The organism is Lysobacter rhizosphaerae, from assembly GCF_054779795.1.
On record NZ_BAAGXO010000007.1, the window covers coordinates 754160 to 771512 of the forward strand.

General features: G+C 67.4%; 19 protein-coding genes. 6 read left to right on the forward strand and 13 right to left on the reverse strand.

The features are described 5' to 3' along the window. Positions 1-8 precede the first annotated feature (8 nt). From ACYVGE_RS12410 to ACYVGE_RS12420, 3 genes are all read right to left on the reverse strand, one after another. Positions 9-1916, reverse strand: a complete 1908-nt coding sequence (locus ACYVGE_RS12410) for a PAS domain-containing hybrid sensor histidine kinase/response regulator (RefSeq protein WP_460730311.1) — start codon at positions 1914-1916, stop codon at positions 9-11. A gap of 90 nt (positions 1917-2006) precedes the next feature. Next, positions 2007-2690 carry a helix-turn-helix transcriptional regulator gene (locus ACYVGE_RS12415; RefSeq protein ID WP_460730313.1) on the reverse strand — a complete coding sequence of 228 codons (684 nt, stop codon included), beginning with the start codon at positions 2688-2690 and terminating at the stop codon, positions 2007-2009. A 64-nt stretch (positions 2691-2754) separates the two neighbouring features. Continuing rightward, entirely contained in the window at positions 2755-3990 is a 1236-nt protein-coding gene (locus ACYVGE_RS12420) for an NIPSNAP family protein (protein ID WP_460730315.1), read from the reverse strand. A gap of 321 nt (positions 3991-4311) precedes the next feature. Between ACYVGE_RS12420 and ACYVGE_RS12425 the strand changes: the two genes are divergently transcribed. From ACYVGE_RS12425 to ACYVGE_RS12435, 3 genes are all read left to right on the forward strand, one after another. Next, positions 4312-4638 carry a hypothetical protein gene (locus tag ACYVGE_RS12425; RefSeq protein ID WP_460730317.1) on the forward strand — a complete coding sequence of 109 codons (327 nt, stop codon included), beginning with the start codon at positions 4312-4314 and terminating at the stop codon, positions 4636-4638. A gap of 125 nt (positions 4639-4763) precedes the next feature. Next, positions 4764-5822 (forward strand): class 1 fructose-bisphosphatase, encoded by a 1059-nt coding sequence (locus ACYVGE_RS12430; protein ID WP_460730319.1) that lies wholly within the window; start codon positions 4764-4766, stop codon positions 5820-5822. Positions 5823-5875: 53 nt separating this feature from the next. After that, positions 5876-6580, forward strand: a complete 705-nt coding sequence (locus tag ACYVGE_RS12435) for a 2OG-Fe(II) oxygenase (protein WP_460730322.1) — start codon at positions 5876-5878, stop codon at positions 6578-6580. 9 nt (positions 6581-6589) lie between these two features. Here ACYVGE_RS12435 and ACYVGE_RS12440 read toward each other — a convergent pair whose 3' ends face one another. From ACYVGE_RS12440 to ACYVGE_RS12450, 3 genes are all read right to left on the reverse strand, one after another. After that, positions 6590-7027: a response regulator gene (locus ACYVGE_RS12440; protein WP_460730324.1), complete on the reverse strand. Its 438-nt coding sequence runs from the start codon at positions 7025-7027 to the stop codon at positions 6590-6592. Between the two features lie 10 nt (positions 7028-7037). Further along, the gene (locus tag ACYVGE_RS12445; protein WP_460730326.1) at positions 7038-7754 is read right to left on the reverse strand and encodes a sensor histidine kinase; all 717 of its coding nucleotides are present in this window, start codon (positions 7752-7754) and stop codon (positions 7038-7040) included. 174 nt (positions 7755-7928) lie between these two features. Next, entirely contained in the window at positions 7929-9017 is a 1089-nt protein-coding gene (locus ACYVGE_RS12450) for a PA0069 family radical SAM protein (RefSeq protein WP_460730328.1), read from the reverse strand. Positions 9018-9196: 179 nt separating this feature from the next. Between ACYVGE_RS12450 and cls the strand changes: the two genes are divergently transcribed. The 3 genes from cls (at position 9197) to ACYVGE_RS12465 (ending at position 11850) form a co-directional block, all read left to right on the forward strand. Continuing rightward, positions 9197-10633, forward strand: coding sequence for a cardiolipin synthase (cls, locus tag ACYVGE_RS12455; protein WP_460730330.1), 1437 nt, complete (start codon positions 9197-9199; stop codon positions 10631-10633). 127 nt (positions 10634-10760) lie between these two features. Beyond that, complete coding sequence (locus ACYVGE_RS12460; protein ID WP_457097087.1) at positions 10761-11024, forward strand: hypothetical protein; 264 nt, start codon at positions 10761-10763, stop codon at positions 11022-11024. 67 nt (positions 11025-11091) lie between these two features. Then, positions 11092-11850, forward strand: coding sequence for a pyridoxine 5'-phosphate synthase (locus ACYVGE_RS12465; RefSeq protein WP_460730332.1), 759 nt, complete (start codon positions 11092-11094; stop codon positions 11848-11850). 62 nt (positions 11851-11912) lie between these two features. Here ACYVGE_RS12465 and ACYVGE_RS12470 read toward each other — a convergent pair whose 3' ends face one another. The 7 genes from ACYVGE_RS12470 to ACYVGE_RS12500 all read right to left on the reverse strand — a co-directional run bounded on the left by ACYVGE_RS12470 (position 11913) and on the right by ACYVGE_RS12500 (position 17318). Further along, a complete protein-coding gene (locus ACYVGE_RS12470) occupies positions 11913-12266 on the reverse strand; it encodes an ExbD/TolR family protein (protein ID WP_460730334.1) in 354 nt (117 codons plus the stop codon). 313 nt (positions 12267-12579) lie between these two features. After that, the gene (locus ACYVGE_RS12475) at positions 12580-12996 is read right to left on the reverse strand and encodes an ExbD/TolR family protein (RefSeq protein ID WP_310054888.1); all 417 of its coding nucleotides are present in this window, start codon (positions 12994-12996) and stop codon (positions 12580-12582) included. A gap of 21 nt (positions 12997-13017) precedes the next feature. Then, complete coding sequence (locus ACYVGE_RS12480; protein WP_460730336.1) at positions 13018-13449, reverse strand: ExbD/TolR family protein; 432 nt, start codon at positions 13447-13449, stop codon at positions 13018-13020. A 35-nt stretch (positions 13450-13484) separates the two neighbouring features. Continuing rightward, complete coding sequence (locus ACYVGE_RS12485) at positions 13485-14258, reverse strand: MotA/TolQ/ExbB proton channel family protein (RefSeq protein WP_310054890.1); 774 nt, start codon at positions 14256-14258, stop codon at positions 13485-13487. A gap of 80 nt (positions 14259-14338) precedes the next feature. Beyond that, positions 14339-15007, reverse strand: a complete 669-nt coding sequence (locus tag ACYVGE_RS12490) for an energy transducer TonB family protein (protein WP_310054891.1) — start codon at positions 15005-15007, stop codon at positions 14339-14341. A gap of 165 nt (positions 15008-15172) precedes the next feature. Continuing rightward, entirely contained in the window at positions 15173-16390 is a 1218-nt protein-coding gene (locus tag ACYVGE_RS12495; RefSeq protein ID WP_460730339.1) for a tetratricopeptide repeat protein, read from the reverse strand. 121 nt (positions 16391-16511) lie between these two features. Continuing rightward, entirely contained in the window at positions 16512-17318 is an 807-nt protein-coding gene (locus ACYVGE_RS12500; RefSeq protein WP_460730341.1) for a M48 family metallopeptidase, read from the reverse strand. Between the last annotated feature and the right edge of the window lie 35 nt (positions 17319-17353).

Here is a 17353-nt window from a genome sequence, read left to right on the forward strand (position 1 = left end):
GTGATCCCTTACGCCGCGTCGTTGAACAGCTGCGACAGCACGAGCATGATCTTGTCGGCCATCAGCGGCTTGGTCAGGTGCGCATGGAAGCCGGCTTCGCGCGTGGCCGCCAGATCGGTGTCCTGCCCGTAACCGGTCAGCGCGATCAACGGCGGCGGTGGATTCGATGAGGCGTGCAGGCGCCGGGCGACCTCCAGTCCGCTCACGTCGGGCAAGCCGATGTCCAGGATCACCGCATCGAAGCGGCTGTCGCGGACGGCCTGCAGCGCGCTGGCGCCGTCGTAGACGGCGTGGCTTTCGTAACCGGCGAACTGCAGCATCGCCTGCAGGGTATCGCCGGCATCGCGGTTGTCGTCCACGACCAGCACCCGGCGCGTCGCCTTGGGGGCGGCGGGCGGTTCGGACGCAGCCGCGATGGCGGGTGCGATGGTCGCCGGCAGCCGGATCAGGAATTCGGCGCCCTCGCCGGGCTGGCCGCTGCTGGAGGCACTCACTTCGCCGCCATGCAGCCCGACCAGTTGCTGGACCAGGCTCAGGCCCAGGCCGAGGCCGCCCTGGCTATGGCCTTCGTCCTGCTCTCCCTGGACGAAGGGGTTGAAGATATCGACCAGCTTCTCGGGCGCGATGCCCGGCCCGTTGTCGCGGACCACCACTTCCACGTGGCCTCCCACGATGCGCAGCCGCGCGTGGATGTTGCCTCCCGGTGGCGTGAACTTGACGGCGTTGTTGAGCAGGTTGCTCAGCACCTGCACGAGCCGCGCGCGATCCCCCACCACCCACGCCGGCGCCTCCGGCATCTCGATCTGCAGCGCATGCGCACGCTGCCGGGCCTCGGTTTCGACGGTTTCCACCGCTTCGGTGAGTACCGGGCGCAGGTCCAGCACCTGCGGGTTGATGCGGACCTTGCCGCTGGTAATGCGGCTGACGTCGAGCAGGTCGTCCACCAGCCGGGTCATCTGCGCGACCTGGCGACCGATGACGTCACGGCAGTAACGCAGGGACTCGGAGGCGATGGGCTCCGCGCGCATCAGGGCGACGGCATTCGTGATCGGCGCCAGCGGGTTGCGCAGCTCATGGCCGAGCATCGCCAGGAAGGTGGTGAGGCGATGGCCTTCGTCCTCGAGTGCGCGCACCCGCCGGTGCGCGGTGAGGTCGCGGGTAATCTTGGCAAAGCCGACGTGGCGCCCCTCGCTGTCGTGCAGCGCCGTGATCACCACGCTGGCCCAGAAGCGCGTGCCGTCCTTGCGCACGCGCCAGCCCTCGTCCTCGACCCGGCCCTCGGCGAGCGCGATTTCGAGCTCGCGAGCCGGCCAGCCGCGGGCGAGCGCTTCCTCGGTATAGAAGGTCGAGAAATGACGGCCGATGATCTCGTCCGCCGTGTAGCCCTTGATCTCCTGCGCGCCGGGATTCCAGCTGGAGATGTGGCCCGTCGTGTCGAGCATGAAAATCGCATAGTCGCGCACGCCATCCACGAGCAGGCGGAAGCGTTCCTCGCTGCGGCGCAGGCGTTCTTCCTGTTCGCGGCGCTCGCTGAGGTCGCGCGTGACCTTGGCGAACCCGCGCAGGCTGCCGTCCGGATTGTCGATGCGGGTCAGGATGACGTTGGCCCAGAAACGCGAGCCATCCTTGCGCACGCGCCAACCCTCGTCCTCGAAGCGGCCGGTAGCGCGTGCGACCCCCAGCTCGTACTCGGGCCATCCCTGCTCGATCGTCTCGCGCGGATAGAACATCGAGAAATGGCGGCCGATCACTTCCTCGGCGCGATATCCCTTGATGCGTTGCGCGCCCTTGTTCCAGCTGCGGATGTGGCCGTCGGCATCCAGCAGGAGGATGGCGTACTCGGGCATCGACTCCACCAGCAGCCGATAGGTGGCATCGCTGATGCCCGCGCCCCAGGTGGTGTCGACCGACGTCATCCGCTCACAGGACCGCGACGCCGGTGATTACCGGGTGAAGGAAGACGCCCGCGCGTCGACCGACGCCGCATCGCGCATCGCCGGTCGGCATCATCGGGGGGCCACCACGCGCAGGTAGGCATCCAGGTTGCGCGCCGGATCGTCCGCGAACACCTCTCCGGTGAGTGCGTGCGCGACGATGCGGTCGGGACGGAAACTGCGGAAATCGCGGCGCAGGCGGCACCACGCTCCCAGCGTCCAGGTGCCGCCCCAGAACGCCAGTGCCAACGGCTCCACCTCGCGCACGGTCACCTCGCCGTTGCCGTCGCGGTAGTCCAGGCGCAGCACCTGCGCCTGCCCGATCGCGGCGTGCAGCGCGTCGATCAGTCCGCTGCTTTCGATGCGGTTGTCGAGTTGCGGGGCGAAGATGCGGGTGCGGCGGCTGCGCTCGCGCAACGCTTCCGGCAGCACCGCTTCGATCTTCAGCAAGGCCGTGGTCGCACCGCGGCCGAGGCGCTCGCCGCCGAAGGCGCGGACGAAGCGCGTGCCGACGACCAGGGCCTCGATTTCCTCTTCGTTGAACATCAGCGGCGGGATATCCGCGCCCTTGCGCAGCAGGTAGCCGACACCGGCTTCGCCTTCGATGGGCACGCCCGATAGCTGGAGGTCGGCGACATCACGGTAGACAGTGCGCACCGACACCTGCAGCGTCTGCGCGAGCTGCTGCGCGGTAAGCGCCGAACGGCGCCCGCGCAGGGCGTTGATCAGCAGGAACAGGCGGTCGGCGCGGCGCATGCGACATGATGGCGTGTGCTCGGCGTCGATTCAAAACAGTGCCGGTTAAAGCCGCGCCAGTCCGTCAGCGCAGTTCCGAGCGCGCCGTCGGCGCCAGGCGCAGGAATTCCGGCGCCTGCAGGAGCTCCTCCCGCATCGCCGCCGCCAACGCCTCCTGCCACGTTGCGCTGCGCTGCAGCGTGGCCAGGTGCGCATCCAGCGCCGCCACATCGGCGAAGCGCGCGATCCAGACGAACACGCGTTCGCCCTCGCGCACCGGCAGGCGCGGGAAGGTGTTCGCGCTGGCATCGGTTTCGTACCGGGCGATTACGTCCGCGCCATGCTGGCGCAGCAACGGCGCCAGCTCCTGCTCGAAGCGCGCGGTGAAGCCCTGCGCCGCCGGCGCGCGCAATGCACACGTGCCGATGCACACCGCGCCTGCCGGCATGGGGGTGCCGATGGCCGGCCGCGGCGTCGACGCAGGGGCCAGGCCCGATGCCGCATGCGCTGGCCTGAGCAGCAGGACGTTGTCGCTGTCGACCATCGTCGCGTTGGCGGCATCGCGATGGCGCTGCCACACCGGTCCGAAGTAGAAGCCCTGCAACGCCTCGCGACGCGCCTCCATCGACGGGAAGCCGCGCAGCCACACGTAGCGGTCGGGCGCGTCGAGGTCGCGGAAGTGGCCGATGACGTGCATGCCGACGGCTTCCTGGGTCTCGATGAATTCGCGCTCGAACAGGTCGATCAATACGTCGCGCTGGCCGGGCTGCAACGTGTACTGGCGCAGCTCCAGCACCGCATCGTCGTGCGGCAGGCGGCCGTGCTCGTCGACGCGACGGAACCACATGTGCCAGTTGGTTTCCCAACTCGCGCCGTCGTCGGCGGACAAAGCCTGCTGCCAGTGCGCGCTGTTGGCGCTGGTGCTGCTCCACAGGAAGCGCACGCGCACCGGGCGGCCCGCATGCTGGTCGCTGCCGTAAAACGTACCCACGCCGTCCTCGAAGCGTCCGCTCACCGCTGGATCGAGTACGCCGCCGCGATTGCTGGCCCAATGGATGCGCCATTCCGCGCTGTCCGCGTCGTACAGGCGCAGCGCGATGCCCTCAAAGCCGCCATTCCATGCGGTGTGGAATTCCTCGAGATTGCCGGCGCCATCGAGCACCGGCCGACATTCGTCGGTGGCGTCGAATACGTCCCAGTCGGTGCAGCCCACCAGGCGTTCGCGCAAGCGCTCGTTCTGCACCCGCCAGCGTCCGTGGATGAAGTCGAAGTCGTGGCGGCCATCGCGTGGCAGCGTGGGCCGCGTTGTCGTATCGGTCATGGCTCACTCCGCTGGGTGTGCATGGGACGGATTCCGGAGGGCTCGCCAGCAGGCAATGGTGACGCGAGGGTGAAGGACAAACACGTGAACAGCGAACGGGGTGGATGCACGGCGCCGCTCCTCGGGTGGAATCGCAGCGTGCGCGCGGCCTGCTGCCACCCTGCTGTCAGCAGCTGAACGCTTCACCGCTCTGTCGCCGCATTTTCACTGGCCGCTGACCGCCCGCTCCGCACTCTGACCGCAGTCCGCTATCCGCGGCCGAATCCGTAACAGTTGGCGGGTATCTCAGCTGCTGCGACGCCCCCTGCCGAGACTGAACGCATGAACACTCCCTACGCTCCGCCCACCGCCGACGAACTGCTGCTGTCCCTTTCACGCCTCGACGCAGCCCTGGTGCAGGTGATGCGGCGCGCTGGCCAAGGCTGCGGACCGGAATGCGAACGCCTGTTGGACGGCGCCTCGCGGGGCCTGCGGATGCTGCTCGGCGCCGACGCCGCCGATGTCGTCAATGACGTGCTGGACGCCGCGCGGCGCGTGCTGACCGCGGCCGAGCCGGCCGCACCGCTGCTGATGCTGACGATGGCGCGGCAGACCCTGGCTGCGGTGGTCCACCGGCACGCCGCCCGCGCGACGCGTCAAGTGGCCTGATTCCAGCCCGGCTGGGCCCGCGTCATTGACTGGAGCCGGACGCGCCGGCTGCGTAGGTAGGGGGCGGCGGCCACCCGCATCGGCGACAATGGCGGCCCTCTCCGCTGCCGCCCTGCCCGCCCGCCATGTCCAGTTCCGCGTCCATCTCCCTGACCCGCTTCCTGATCGAAGAAGAGCGCGCCGGCCACATCCATGCCGACCTGCGCCTGCTGATCGAAGTCGTCGCCCGCGCCTGCAAGACCATCTCGATCGCGGTCGGCAAGGGCGCGCTCGGCGGCGTGCTGGGCGATGCGGGCACGCCGGGCGTCGCCAGCATGAACATCCAGGGCGAGGCGCAGAAGAAGCTCGATGTGCTGAGCAACGAGATCCTGCTCGAGGCCAATGCCTGGGGTGGCCACCTCGCCGGCCTTGCCTCGGAGGAAATGGACCACAGCCAGGCGATCCCGGATGTGTATCCGCGCGGCAACTACCTGCTGATGTTCGATCCGCTCGACGGCTCCTCCAACATCGACGTCAACATCTCGGTCGGCACGATCTTCTCGGTGCTGCGCTGCCCCGAGGGCGTGGTCACGCCGGGCGACGAACACTTCCTGCAACCCGGCACCGCGCAGGTCGCGGCCGGCTACTGCACCTACGGGCCGAGCACGATGCTGGTGCTGACCGTCGGCCACGGCACGCACGCGTTCACCCTGGATCGCGAAGTCGGTTCGTTCGTGCTGACCACGCGTGGCATGCGCATTCCGGAGGAGACCAAAGAGTTCGCGGTCAACGTCTCCAACCAGCGCTTCTGGGAAGCGCCGATGCAGCGCTACGTCGGCGACATGCTGACCGGCAAGGAAGGCCCGCGCGGCAAGGACTTCAACATGCGCTGGGTGGCCTCGATGGTGGCCGACGTGCACCGCATCCTCACCCGCGGCGGTATCTTCAGCTACCCGCTCGACAGCAAGTGCCGCGACAAGGGCGGCAAGTTGCGCCTGATGTACGAAGCCAACCCGATGAGTTTCCTGGTCGAGCAGGCCGGCGGCGCCGCGACCACCGGCCGCATGCGCATGCTTGAAGTGCAGCCGACCGGGCTGCACATGCGCGTGCCGGTGTTCATGGGCTCGAAGCAGGAAGTCGAGACCGCCACGCGTTACCACCGCGAGCACGACGCGGCGCAGGCCGGCGCAACGGCGATGGCCTGAGAGCACGTCGGGGGAATCTGCTTTACTGCGGATCCCGCACCGACCGTGACGCCATGAGCCACGCCGACTTCATCGAAGTATTCGAGGATGCGCTGTCGCGCGAAGCGTGCGCGGCGCTGGTGGCGCGTTTTACCGCCAGCGATGCCGCGCAGCCAGGCCGCGTCGGTGGCGGCGTGCTGCCGGAGCTGAAGGACAGCCTCGACATTTCCATCACCGGCCGGCCGGAATGGCGCGATGCCGAAATGGAGCTCAACCAGGCCGTGTTCCGCGGCCTGCTGGCCTACCTGCGGCGCTATCCGCACACGCTGATCGCGCCGCTGATGCTGGAAGTGCCGGGCGAGGGCGGTGCGCGTCATCGCCTCACCGCCGAACGCCTGCAGGCGATGGACGATGCGACGCTGTCGCCGGTGGCGCAGACCGTGCTGCGGCCCGGCGCGATCAACCTGCAGCGCTACACCGGTGGTCGCGGTGGTTATCCGTACTGGCATTGCGAGCTGTACCCGCGCGATCCGCAGAACGAGACGCTGCACCGCCACCTGCTGTGGACCCTCTACCTCAACGACGGCTTCAAAGAGGGCGAGACCGAATTCCTCTACCAGCAACGCCGGATCGCACCGCGTACGGGGTCGTTGCTGATCGCGCCGGCGGCCTTTACCCATACCCATCGTGGCAACCGCCCGCTCGGCGGTGACAAGTTCATCGCGACGAGCTGGATCCTGTTCCAGCGCGCGGAAGCGCTGTTCGGCAAGCAGGGTTGATGCGCGGCGCTACGCCACGCGCGGATGGTTTAGCACCAGCCAGTACAGCCCGACCTGTCGCACCGCCGCGACGAACTGCTCGAAATCCACCGGCTTCTGGATGTAGCTGTTGACGCCCAGGGCGTAGCTGGTCTCGACATCGAAGGGCTCGGCGCTGGTGGTCAGCACGATCACCGGCAACTCACGCGTGGCGGGCTCGGCGCGGATCGCCTGCAGTACCTCGCGTCCGTCGAGCTTGGGCAGGTTGAGGTCGAGCATCACGATCGACGGCAGCTCGGCGGGATTGCGCCCGGCGTGGCGGCCGCGGGCAAACAGATAGTCGAGCGCCTCGGCGCCATCCCCTACCACCACCAGGCGGTTGCTGACGCTGGCTTCCTCGAAGGCGAGCCGGGTCAACTCGACATCGTCGGGATTGTCCTCGACCAGCAGGATGTCTCGATGCAGCACTCGCTTTCCCTCACGCGTCCGGCAGGTCCACAGTGAAGGCCGCGCCGTCACCGGGTTGTGAAACCGCCGTGATGCCGCCGCCGTGGCGCTCGGCGATGCGCCTCGCGATGGCAAGACCGAGGCCATGCCCCGCACCCTGCTCCGCGCCGTGCAGCCGCTGCAACGGCTCGAACAGCTTGCCCGCGTAAAGCGGGTCGAAACCGATGCCTGCATCGCGAATCACGAAACGGCGGCGGCCGGCCTCGCTGTCGCCGGTTACTTCTATCCGGGTGGCGGCGGCCGTCGCCGAGAACTTCCAGGCGTTGTGCAGCAGCTGCGTGAACAGCAGCCGCAGCAGGCGTTCGTCGCCGTGCGCGCGCAGGCCGGGTTGCACGTGGAGCTGGGCAGGGCGTTCGGGTTCGCCGTCCTGCAGGTCGGCCAGAATCCATTCGGCCACCAGGCTGATGTCGACGTCGGCCGGTTGCAGCGGTGCATGGGTGGCGCGCGCGAGTTCGCCCAGCTGCTCCAGCAGCGAGGTCATGCGCGTGGCGGCGTCATGCACGCGCTGCAGCTGTTCGCGTTCACGTGGCTCGAGGCGGTCGTGGGCGCTGGCGGCCACGCGCGCGGCAAACCCTTCGATCGTGCGCAGCGGGGCGCGCAGGTCGTGGGTGATCGCGTCGGTCAGCAACTGCAGTTGGCGGCGCGTTGCCTGCAACTCGTTGCGTTCATTCTCCAATTCGTCGCTCATGGCTCCGGCAAGGGTGCGATGAAGGTCCATCATCGCAGGACTGGCGCGGTTGTGAATAAACGCAGGTGCTGCCGGCCAGGGACGAGATGCCGGCAGCGGCCCCAAGGCGCGGGTCATCCCTGCGGCAACCGCCCGCGTGCAGGCGCCGGCGGCGATGCGGCCGCTTCGTAGCCGTCAGAACAACTCGCGCTGCGGCGACAACGGTCGCGGCGGCGTGAAGCGGCTGCTGTCCAGCGGCGGCAGCCGGCCGAACCCGAGACGGGCATGTGCCTTGGCGAAGCGCTGCTGCAGCAACTGCGCGAACGGGCCCTCGCCGCGCATGCGCTTGCCGAAGGCGCTGTCGTAATCCTTGCCGCCTCGCATCTGCTGCACCAGGCTCATCACGTGCGCGGCGCGTTCGGGGTAGTGCAGTTCCAGCCATTCGCGCCAGATCTGCTTGAGCTCGTGCGGCAGGCGCAGCAACACGTAGCCGGCGGCGCGCGCGCCGTGTTCGTAGGCCGCTTCGAGGATGTGTTCGAGCTCGCGGTCGTTGATCATCGGGATCATCGGCGCGGCCATCACGCCTACGGGAACGCCCGCTTCCGACAGTGCCTTCATCGCGCGCAGCTTGGCGTGCGGTGCGGAGGCACGCGGTTCCATCTTCGCGGCGAGGTGGTTGTCGAGCGTGGTGATCGAAAAGTACACGCTGACCAGGCGTTCGCGCGCCATCGCGGCGAGCAGGTCGAGATCGCGTTCGATCAGCGCGCTCTTGGTGATGAAGCTGAGCGGATGCTTTGTTTCCGCCAGCACCTCCAGGCATTGGCGGGTGATGCGGTAGCGCCGTTCGATCGGCTGGTAGGCATCGGTGTTGATGCCCAGCGCGATCGGCGTGCAGCGGTACGACGGCCGCGCCAGTTCCGCGCGCAGGCGTTCGGCGGCGTTGGTCTTGGCGAATAGTTTGGTCTCGAAGTCGAGTCCCGGCGACAGGTCGAGGTACGCATGCGACGGCCGCGCGAAGCAGTACACGCAGCCGTGCTCGCAGCCGCGATACGGGTTCACCGAGGCGGCGAAGCCGATGTCGGGCGAATCGTTGTGGCTGACGATGCTGCGCGCGCGCTCCTCGGTGACGGTGGTCGCGGGTCGCGGGGCCTCGTCCGAACCTTCGTAGACCGAACCCCAGCCGTCGTCGGCACCCTCGGTCGTCATGACGGCATAGCGACCGTGCACGTACGAAGCCGCGCCGCGGCCTTTGATGGGCGCTCTGGGTTTGTTGGCGTCTTCCATAGCGATTGGGCCGCCGCGCGGGTACGGCAATGCTGTCAGGGGGCTCAAGGTTATTAGCAATATTACTAACTGACAAACCCGGCTTTCTGAATGCGTGGATGCCGCGCTGAACGGGTGTGGCGCGGCTTGGGATACGCTCTCCGCGTCGCGCACCGCGACGATCCCCTCGACCGGAACCGATGCCCGACGCCCTGAGCGACTTGTGGACGGCCCTGCTCGCGGTGCCGCACCTGAAGCTCTACCTGTCCCTGGCGTGGGCGGTGTACCTGTTGGGGCTGGGTGGCTGGATCGTGCTGCAGAAGCGCGAACCCGTGGCCACGCTGAGCTGGCTGGTCTGCCTCGCCGCCCTGCCGTACGTCGGCTTCATCATCTACTACTGGCTCGGTCCGCAGCGCATCCATCGGCAGCGCCTGCGGCGCTTCCGCGCGAAGGCCAAGCTGCCGCCCCCGCCCGAGGGCTTCAAGCCCAGCGCGGACGCGATCGAACTCGCACGGCTGGGGCAGGCGACGACCGGCCTGCCGCCGACGTCCGCCACCGACGCGCGCCTGCTGGTCGACGGCGGCGCGAAGTATTCCGCCCTGCTGCGCGATGTCGCCGCCGCGCAGGAGCACGTGCACCTGGAGTACTACATCTTCTATCCGGACCAAACCGGCGCGGCATTGCGCGATGCCCTGATCGAGCGCGCGCGTGCCGGGGTGAAGGTGCGGCTGTTGCTGGACGCGGTGGGTTCGGGCAAGACGCCGGCGCGTTTCTTCCATGACCTCGTCGCCGCGGGTGGCGAACTCGCGTGGTTCCACCCCTCGCGTTTCCTGCAGGTGTGGAAACGGCCGTGGCTCAACCTGCGCAGCCATCGCAAGATCGTGGTGATCGACGGCCGCATCGCCTACACCGGCGGCATCAACATCACCGACGAGGAAGACGAGCGCCTGCGCGCGGACGCCTACCGCGACCTGCATGTGCGCGTCGAAGGCGACGTGGTGAGTTCGCTGCAGCTGGTCTTCGTCGAGGACTGGGCCTACGCCACCGGAAACCCGCCGATTACCCTGCCCCTGCCCGTCCCGCAGCGCGGACACGTGCCGGTGCAGGTGCTGGTATCGGGACCGGACTCGTCGTGGGAAGCGATCCATCGCCTGCACGTCGGTGCGATCCATTCCGCGGAGCGGCGGGTGTGGCTGGCGACGCCCTATTTCGTACCGGGCGAAGCCGCGCGCATGGCGCTGACGTCCGCGGCGCTGGGCGGACTCGATGTGCGCCTGCTGGTACCGCGCAGGAGCGACAGCCGGCTGGTCACGCTGGCGGCGCGGTCCTACTTCGACGAGCTGCTCGCGGCCGGCGTGCGGGTGTACGAATACGGGCCGCGCATGCTGCACACCAAGGCGCTGCTGTGCGATGACGACCTGGCCATAATCGGCAGCGCGAATTTCGACCATCGCAGCTTCCGCCTCAATTTCGAGGTGTCGCTGATGTTCCGCGACGCCGCCCTGTGCGCCGACCTGGCGGCCTTGATGGACACCGAATGCGCGGCCTCGGGCTGCGTGGCGGTCGACCGCTCGCAGTCCCTGTTCGCCACGCGCCTGCCGGAAGCGCTGGCGCGGCTGGTATCGCCGGTGCTGTAGCGCCCGCCGCCCGCCTGGCCACAAGGCAGGGGCGCGGCGACGGACGGGCCGAGGCCGCGCGCTCCGGCACAAAACGCGAACAAACCGGCGCGGTAAACTGCCCCCCAGCGTATTCGGGAGTTCGCCCATGGCCTGGTTGTTCCTCGTGCTTGCCCTTGCTGCCCTGTGGATGGCGTTCACCGCTACGACGACCGGTGGCCTGGCGTTCGCGTTGCTGGTGGCGCTGGCGATGTTCGCCGCCTTCGTCCTCAAGCTCGCGTCCGACCGCATCGGCAGCCGCGCGCGCGACGAGCAGCTGATACTGGATCCGGAAGAACTGCGGCGCCTGCGCGAGCAGGCCGAAGCGCGCCGTCTCGCAGCGGCCACCCAGAACGAACCGCCGCGCGGTTGATCCGCCGGAACGTCGCGGCGCCACGGTACCCGGCGGCCGTGCGCGATCGCCGGGTACACTTCGGGCGATGACCGTCCTCAGCGTCAACGTCAACAAGATCGCGGTGCTGCGCAATTCGCGCGGCGGCAACGAACCGGACGTGGTCCGCGCCGCCCGCGCCTGCCTGGATGCCGGTGCGCACGGCATCACCGTGCACCCGCGTCCCGATGCGCGCCACATCCGCGCGGACGATGTGTTCGCGCTCGCCGAGCTCACGCGCGAATACGGTGTCGAGTTCAACCTCGAAGGCAATCCGTTCGCGCCGCCACGCGCCGGCTATCCCGGCTTCATCGCCTTGTGCGAGCAGGTGCGTCCGGCGCAGGCGACGCTGGTGCCCGATGGCGATGCGCAGCTCACCTCCGACCACGGTTTTGATTTCGCGCGCGACGCCGACGCGTTGCGTCCGCTGGTGGCCCAGCTGAAGGCGCTGCACTGCCGCGTCAGCCTGTTCGCCGACGCGCACGGCGAAGGTGGCGATGACATGCACCAGGCCGCGGCGCTCGGCGCGGATCGCGTCGAGTTGTACACCGGGCCGTACGCCGAAGCGCACGCCGCGGGCGACGCCCGGGACATGCTGCTGCGCTTTGCCGCGACCGCGCGTCGAGCCCAGGCGGAAGGCCTGGCGGTGAATGCCGGGCACGATCTCAGCCAGGACAATCTGGGCGCGTTCCTGCGCGCGGTGCCGAACGTGCAGGAAGTGTCGATCGGGCATGCGCTGATCGGCGAGGCGTTGTACGCCGGGCTCGCGGCGACGGTGAAGCGATACCTGGCGATCCTGGCGGGGTGAAAGTCGCCAGGCGCATGGCGCGTCTTTCAACGCGCCATGGCTGGATGTTCTGTCGGCGAGGCCTACTGCATCGCGATATTGCTGATGCCGTTGTTGCGGGCCACGGCCAGCGCGGTGGTGAACGCCTGGTAGTCGGCGTCGCCACTCACGGACAGATCCACGACCGTATTGGGCGCCGCGCGCGCGGCTTCGCCCAGCGCCGATGCGAGCGCGCGTTCGCTCAGTGCGACGCCATCCAGCACGAACTGGCCGCTGCCTCGCACACCGAGGCTGAGATGCGGCGGTTTGATCGACTGCGGTCCCGGCGGCGACGTCTGCGGCAAGCGCAGGTCGATCGAGCGCGTCACCATCGGCGCTGCCACCATGAAGATGATCAGCAGCACCAGCATCACATCGACCAGCGGCGTGATGTTCATCTCCGCCATCGCTCGGCCTTGCGTACCCCGACCGGAATCGCCCGCAAACATGGAAGTTGCCATGGTGCCCTCCCTCTGTCGTGTCGAATGAAGCGCCGCGCGGACTCATCCGTCCGGTGGCCTCGCATGCGCCGGGCGACGGGTCCTGGATTTCACGCTACGCCCGTTTTCACAACGTTGACAAGGGGCGCATGGGGTTGCGCGACCGTCGCGCCGCGCGGCGGACCTGGTGGCATGCGAAGCGCGCATAAAAAAACGCCGCCCGGAGGCGGCGTTTCACGACTGTTGGTAGCGCTTGAAACGTTTGCCAGGCTTACTGCGGCTGGACGAAGCCGATCTTCTGCATGTCGGCATTCTTCGCCCGTGCCAGCACCTTGGCGAGGATGCCGTAATCGGCATCCGGGTTCACATCAATTTCGAGCAGCGGCTGATTGGTGGGGTCCTTGGCGACCTCATTGTTCATCTGCTGCTGCAGCACGCGCATATCGATCGGCGAATCGTTCCAGAAGATCGTGCCGGCGGCGTCGATGCGCAGACGGATCGGCGGCGGCGGGACCTTCGTCTGCGGCGGCTGGTTCAACGAACGCTGCGGCAGGTTGACGTCGATCGGATAGGACAGGATCGGCGCGGTGACCATGAAGATGATCAACAGCACCAACATCACGTCGACGAGCGGCGTGACGTTGATGTCGGCCATAGGACCGCCGCCGGAACCACTTGCAAATGCCATGTCTATTTCTCCGGTTAGCGGTTACGGCTGGCCCGAGCGATCCTTGATCGCCACGAAACCGACCTTGCGCATGCCCTGGTTCTGGGCGATCTGGACGACCTCCTGAACCAGCTTGTACTTGGCGGTCTTGTCGCCACGTACGTTGACCTGCGGCTGCGGGGTCTTCTGCGCCTCGACCGAGAAGCGGCTCTCGATCACGCCCTTGGTCACCGGTTCGTCGTTCCAGTACAGCGCACCGGTGTCCTCGACCGCGATGGTGATCGGGGTGACCTTGATGATGTCATCTTGGCGCTTGTTCAGGTTCGCCTCAGGCAGATCGACCTTGACCTTATGCGTCATCAGCGGTGCGGTGATCATGAAGATGATCAACAGCACCAACATCACGTCGACGAGCGGCGTGACGTTGATTTCCGCCATCGGGCGGCCGCCACCACTACCAGAATTGAAAGCCATGTCCGAACTCCGAAACGACTACTGGTGACCTGGGATCAGCGCTTGGCGACTTCGCCGACGCGCGAGCCGGTGGCGAAGAAGTCGTGCAGGTCGTGGGCAAACGTATCGAACTTGTTGTTCGTAACGCGGTTCAGGCGGGTGAAGAAGTTGTACGCAAGCACGGCCGGGATCGCGACGAACAGACCGAGGGCGGTCATGATCAGCGCTTCACCCACCGGACCGGCGACGGCGTCGATCGAGGCGTTGCCCGAGGCGCCGATGCGGATCAGCGCGCCGTAGATGCCCCACACGGTACCGAGCAGGCCGACGAACGGCGCGGTCGAACCGACGGTGGCGAGCACGGTCAGGCCGGACTCAAGGCGCGAGGATTCGCGGGTCACGCCCTGGCGCAGGGCGCGGTCGACGAACTCGGAGCGGTTCAGCGACTCGACCAGGCGCGAGCCTTCGTGGCGCTGGTGGTGCGCGGCGGCCTGGGCGGCATCGAGGGCGATCTTGGAGAACGGCTCGAAGCGCGGCTGCTCTTCCATGAATCGGATCGCGTCCTGAGCGTTCGGGGTTTCCCAGAACGTGCTGATGACGCGGTCCGAGGTGCCCTTCAGGCGCACGTTCTTGATGAAGTTGGTGACGATCCAGTAGATCGACAGCACCGACATCAGGGTGAGGGTGAGAAGCACAGCCCAGGAGACGGCGTAGTGGCCCGGGTTGCTAACCATTTCCTGGAGCAGATTGCCAAAGCCCATCTGCGACAGGGCGGCGGCATTGGAGCCCCCGGTCTGGGCCGCGGCGGCGGCGGTGGTTTCCTGCAACATGACGCTTACCTTTTAGTCGTGGAAGGTGGAATTGCTAATTACAACAGTGCTCCCCGGCCGGGAGGCCGGGGTTTGAAAGCTTAGAAGTTGAAGACAACCGGGACGCGCACGGTGCTGGGCACCGGCTGGCCATTTTCCTTGGCCGGGTTGAAGCGCCACTTCTTCTTGCGCGGAGCATCCTGGGCGGCACGGTCGAGGTCGCGGTTGCGGCTGGACTTCTCCACACGCACGTTGACGACATTGCCCTGGGCGTCGATGTCGACGAGCAGCACGACCGTACCGGTGGCGCCGGCGCGAGCCGCGGCCGGCGGGTAATCCGGCGGATTCATGCGCTGCGAGGACGGATCGATCGAACCGGCGATGGTTTCGCTCGGACGCGGCGGAGCCGGCGGCGACGGCGGCACCGGCGGCAGGTCGACCGGGCTCGGGTCTTCGACCTCGATCGGCGGCTGCTCAGGCGGCGGCGGCAACGGCGTGGGCTGCGGCGGCGACAGCTGGCGGACCGGCTGCGGCTTGGGCTCTTCCGGCGGCGGCGGCGGCGGCGGCGGGGGCGGCGGCGGCGGACGCACGATATTCACAATCGTGGTCTCTTCCTTGGCCTTCTCGCTCGGCGGGGCGGCCAGCGGAGCGAGCAGCAGCAGCAGGGCGCCGACGTGGACGGCCAGCGCCATGCTGATGCCGGTGATTCGCGCCCAGTTAAGGCCTTCGGGCTCGTCGTCGTGGGTATGGATTTCGAAGGCTTGCGTCATGCGCCGTAGCTCGGGAAGTTTTCCGGACGCCAGGGCGCCTCGGGCGATGTTCGATTCCGGCGCTCGCATCGGCGAGAACGCAGGAACCACCTAGCATATACCAAGTCGCGCTCGGGCTTCCAAGCGCGAAGCGGTATTTTGTGCTCTGCGACTCTTAATTGGCTCTTATTTCGCCGGCAGCGCCAGAATTTTCTTGGCGTCATCGGGCTTCTTCAGGCCCTTGGCGATGGCCTGCTTGGCCGCTTCCTTCGCTTCGGGGATGCGGGCCTCCTGCCAGAGCAGGCGGGCAAGGTTGAGATAGGTCTCGCCATCGTCATCCAGCGGCGCGGCCTTCTTGTAGGCCTCGATGGCCGGACCGGGCTGTTCGGAGAAGTAGTAGGACTGCGCCAGCGCCAGGTAGGACTGGTGGTCGGGCTTGAGGATGCCCTTGTCGAGACCCTCCTGGATGACGCCTGCGGCCTGCTTCTCCTTGCCCTCGCTGTTGAGGTAGGTGGAGTAGAGCTGGCGGTAGTCGCGGTCCTCGGTGAACTGACCGGCGGCGCGGAGCTTTTCCAGGACCACGGACGCCTTGTCGTACTTGTCGGCCTGCAGGTAGACCGCCACGAGGTTCATCTGCGCACGCTTGTCGGTCGGGCTCTTGGCCGCGACCTTTTCGGCCATGGCGATCGCCTGGTCGCCCTGGCCGCTTTCGGCGTAGGCCGCCATCAGCAGCTGCTGCCAGTCGGCGCGGGGTTCGGGCGAGGCGTCGATGGCCTGCTTGAGGACGGCCGCGGCCTCGGGGTACTTCTCGAGCCGGTACAGGGCATTGCCCTTGATCACCAGATGTTCCGGCTGCTGGCTCTTGGTTTCGCTGAGGAACTGATCGATGGTGGTGAGGCCGTCGGCGTACTTGTCTTCCTGCAACTGCAGCTGCGCCTTCATCAGCATGGCGTTGTAGTGGCTGTTGTTGTCCAGGCCGTTGAAGGCCATCGCCTTGTCCAGGTAGGCGATCGCGCCGTTGGCGTCGTCGGCCTCGTACGCGATCTGCGCAGCGATCTGTGCGGCGAAGGCATGGTCATAGGCATTGAAGGCCTCGGTGCCGATGATCTCGTCGGCGATCGCACGCGCTTCGGCCGGCTTCTCGTCGTCGTACAACTTCATCATCTTCTGCAGCTTCGGCGAGGCCTTGGCCGAGGCCTTCGCGCCAGGCTCCTGACGCGTCGCGTTCGGATAGGTGATGGTTGCCTTTTCTTCCTTGCCCTGCTTGCTGGCCTTGGCTGCTTCGCGGTCGGCACGACGCTGCTGGGCGGCGCTCTGCGCACTGACCTGGGAAACCGCACCCAGGGCGAGCACGGCTGCGACGGTGGCGGCCAGGACGGTGCGATGAGAAGAGATGGCTTTCATTAGTCACCTATGTTGCGGTTGGTGCGGCCCGGGTCGAGAAGCGCCGGGTCAGGGGGCCGTCACGCTAACAGAAACGCCCGTGCCGGCGATATGGGGTCAGTTTTGCTCTTTGTGTCCGTGTTTAGCCGCACTTGGGGGTGTGGCCAGTGGCGCGGGCCTGTTCGTAGACGGGCACCAGGCTGGTGGCGCGGCTGCCGAGTTCCTGGATCCGGGTTTCGGGATTGGGGTGCGTCGACAGCCATTCCGGCGGATGGCTGCGGCTCGCCGCGATCATGTTCTGCCAGAGGTTGACCGCCTGGCGCGGATCGAAACCGGCGCGTGCCATGAGCTGTTGGCCGACGACGTCGGCTTCGGTTTCCTGCGTGCGCGAATTGGGCAGCAGGAAACCGGCCTGCGCCGCGATGCCGCCGCCCTGCACGACCGCGTTCGCCGCGCCTTCGCCATAGCGTGCGCCCGCGAGCGCGCCCAGCATCTGCAGCGCGCCCTGCGTTCCCATCTGCTTGGTGATGCGTTCGTTGTGGTGATGGGAATAGACGTGGCCTACTTCATGCGCGACCACGGCAGCCAGTTGATCCTGGTTCTTGGCGACCGTGAAGATCCCGGTGTTGACGCCTACCTTGCCGCCCGGCAACGCGAATGCGTTGGGCGAGTCGTCGACGAATACTGCTGTTTCCCAGCCGATGTTCTGCCAGTCCGGCGGTAGCTGCTCCACCACGCGTTGCACCACACAGCGCACGTAGGCGCTCTGGCGGCTGTCGGTGCTTTGCGGGGTCTTGGCCTTGGTTTCGGCGAAGGCTTCCGCGCCGAGTTGCGCAAGCTGTTCTTCGGACACGCCACCGACGACCTGGGTTCGGCCGGTGGGCGACGTGGTGGTGGCGCAACCTGCAAGGAGCGTGGAAACGGCGACCGCAAGCAACAGACGCTTCATCGGCAACTTCCTGAATGGGTAATCCGCGTTGTAGA

Bases quoted from the DNA above. Each gene is read 5' to 3' on its own strand.
- ACYVGE_RS12410 (WP_460730311.1), bottom strand. From the start codon at position 1,916: ATGACGTCGGTCGACACCACCTGGGGCGCGGGCATCAGCGATGCCACC.
- ACYVGE_RS12415 (WP_460730313.1), bottom strand. From the start codon at position 2,690: ATGCGCCGCGCCGACCGCCTGTTCCTGCTGATCAACGCCCTGCGCGGG.
- ACYVGE_RS12420 (WP_460730315.1), bottom strand. From the start codon at position 3,990: ATGACCGATACGACAACGCGGCCCACGCTGCCACGCGATGGCCGCCAC.
- ACYVGE_RS12425 (WP_460730317.1), top strand. From the start codon at position 4,312: ATGAACACTCCCTACGCTCCGCCCACCGCCGACGAACTGCTGCTGTCC.
- ACYVGE_RS12430 (WP_460730319.1), top strand. From the start codon at position 4,764: ATGTCCAGTTCCGCGTCCATCTCCCTGACCCGCTTCCTGATCGAAGAA.
- ACYVGE_RS12435 (WP_460730322.1), top strand. From the start codon at position 5,876: ATGAGCCACGCCGACTTCATCGAAGTATTCGAGGATGCGCTGTCGCGC.
- ACYVGE_RS12445 (WP_460730326.1), bottom strand. From the start codon at position 7,754: ATGAGCGACGAATTGGAGAATGAACGCAACGAGTTGCAGGCAACGCGC.
- ACYVGE_RS12450 (WP_460730328.1), bottom strand. From the start codon at position 9,017: ATGGAAGACGCCAACAAACCCAGAGCGCCCATCAAAGGCCGCGGCGCG.
- cls (WP_460730330.1), top strand. From the start codon at position 9,197: ATGCCCGACGCCCTGAGCGACTTGTGGACGGCCCTGCTCGCGGTGCCG.
- ACYVGE_RS12460 (WP_457097087.1), top strand. From the start codon at position 10,761: ATGGCCTGGTTGTTCCTCGTGCTTGCCCTTGCTGCCCTGTGGATGGCG.
- ACYVGE_RS12465 (WP_460730332.1), top strand. From the start codon at position 11,092: ATGACCGTCCTCAGCGTCAACGTCAACAAGATCGCGGTGCTGCGCAAT.
- ACYVGE_RS12470 (WP_460730334.1), bottom strand. From the start codon at position 12,266: ATGAACATCACGCCGCTGGTCGATGTGATGCTGGTGCTGCTGATCATC.
- ACYVGE_RS12475 (WP_310054888.1), bottom strand. From the start codon at position 12,996: ATGGCATTTGCAAGTGGTTCCGGCGGCGGTCCTATGGCCGACATCAAC.
- ACYVGE_RS12480 (WP_460730336.1), bottom strand. From the start codon at position 13,449: ATGGCTTTCAATTCTGGTAGTGGTGGCGGCCGCCCGATGGCGGAAATC.
- ACYVGE_RS12485 (WP_310054890.1), bottom strand. From the start codon at position 14,258: ATGTTGCAGGAAACCACCGCCGCCGCCGCGGCCCAGACCGGGGGCTCC.
- ACYVGE_RS12490 (WP_310054891.1), bottom strand. From the start codon at position 15,007: ATGACGCAAGCCTTCGAAATCCATACCCACGACGACGAGCCCGAAGGC.
- ACYVGE_RS12495 (WP_460730339.1), bottom strand. From the start codon at position 16,390: ATGAAAGCCATCTCTTCTCATCGCACCGTCCTGGCCGCCACCGTCGCA.
- ACYVGE_RS12500 (WP_460730341.1), bottom strand. From the start codon at position 17,318: ATGAAGCGTCTGTTGCTTGCGGTCGCCGTTTCCACGCTCCTTGCAGGT.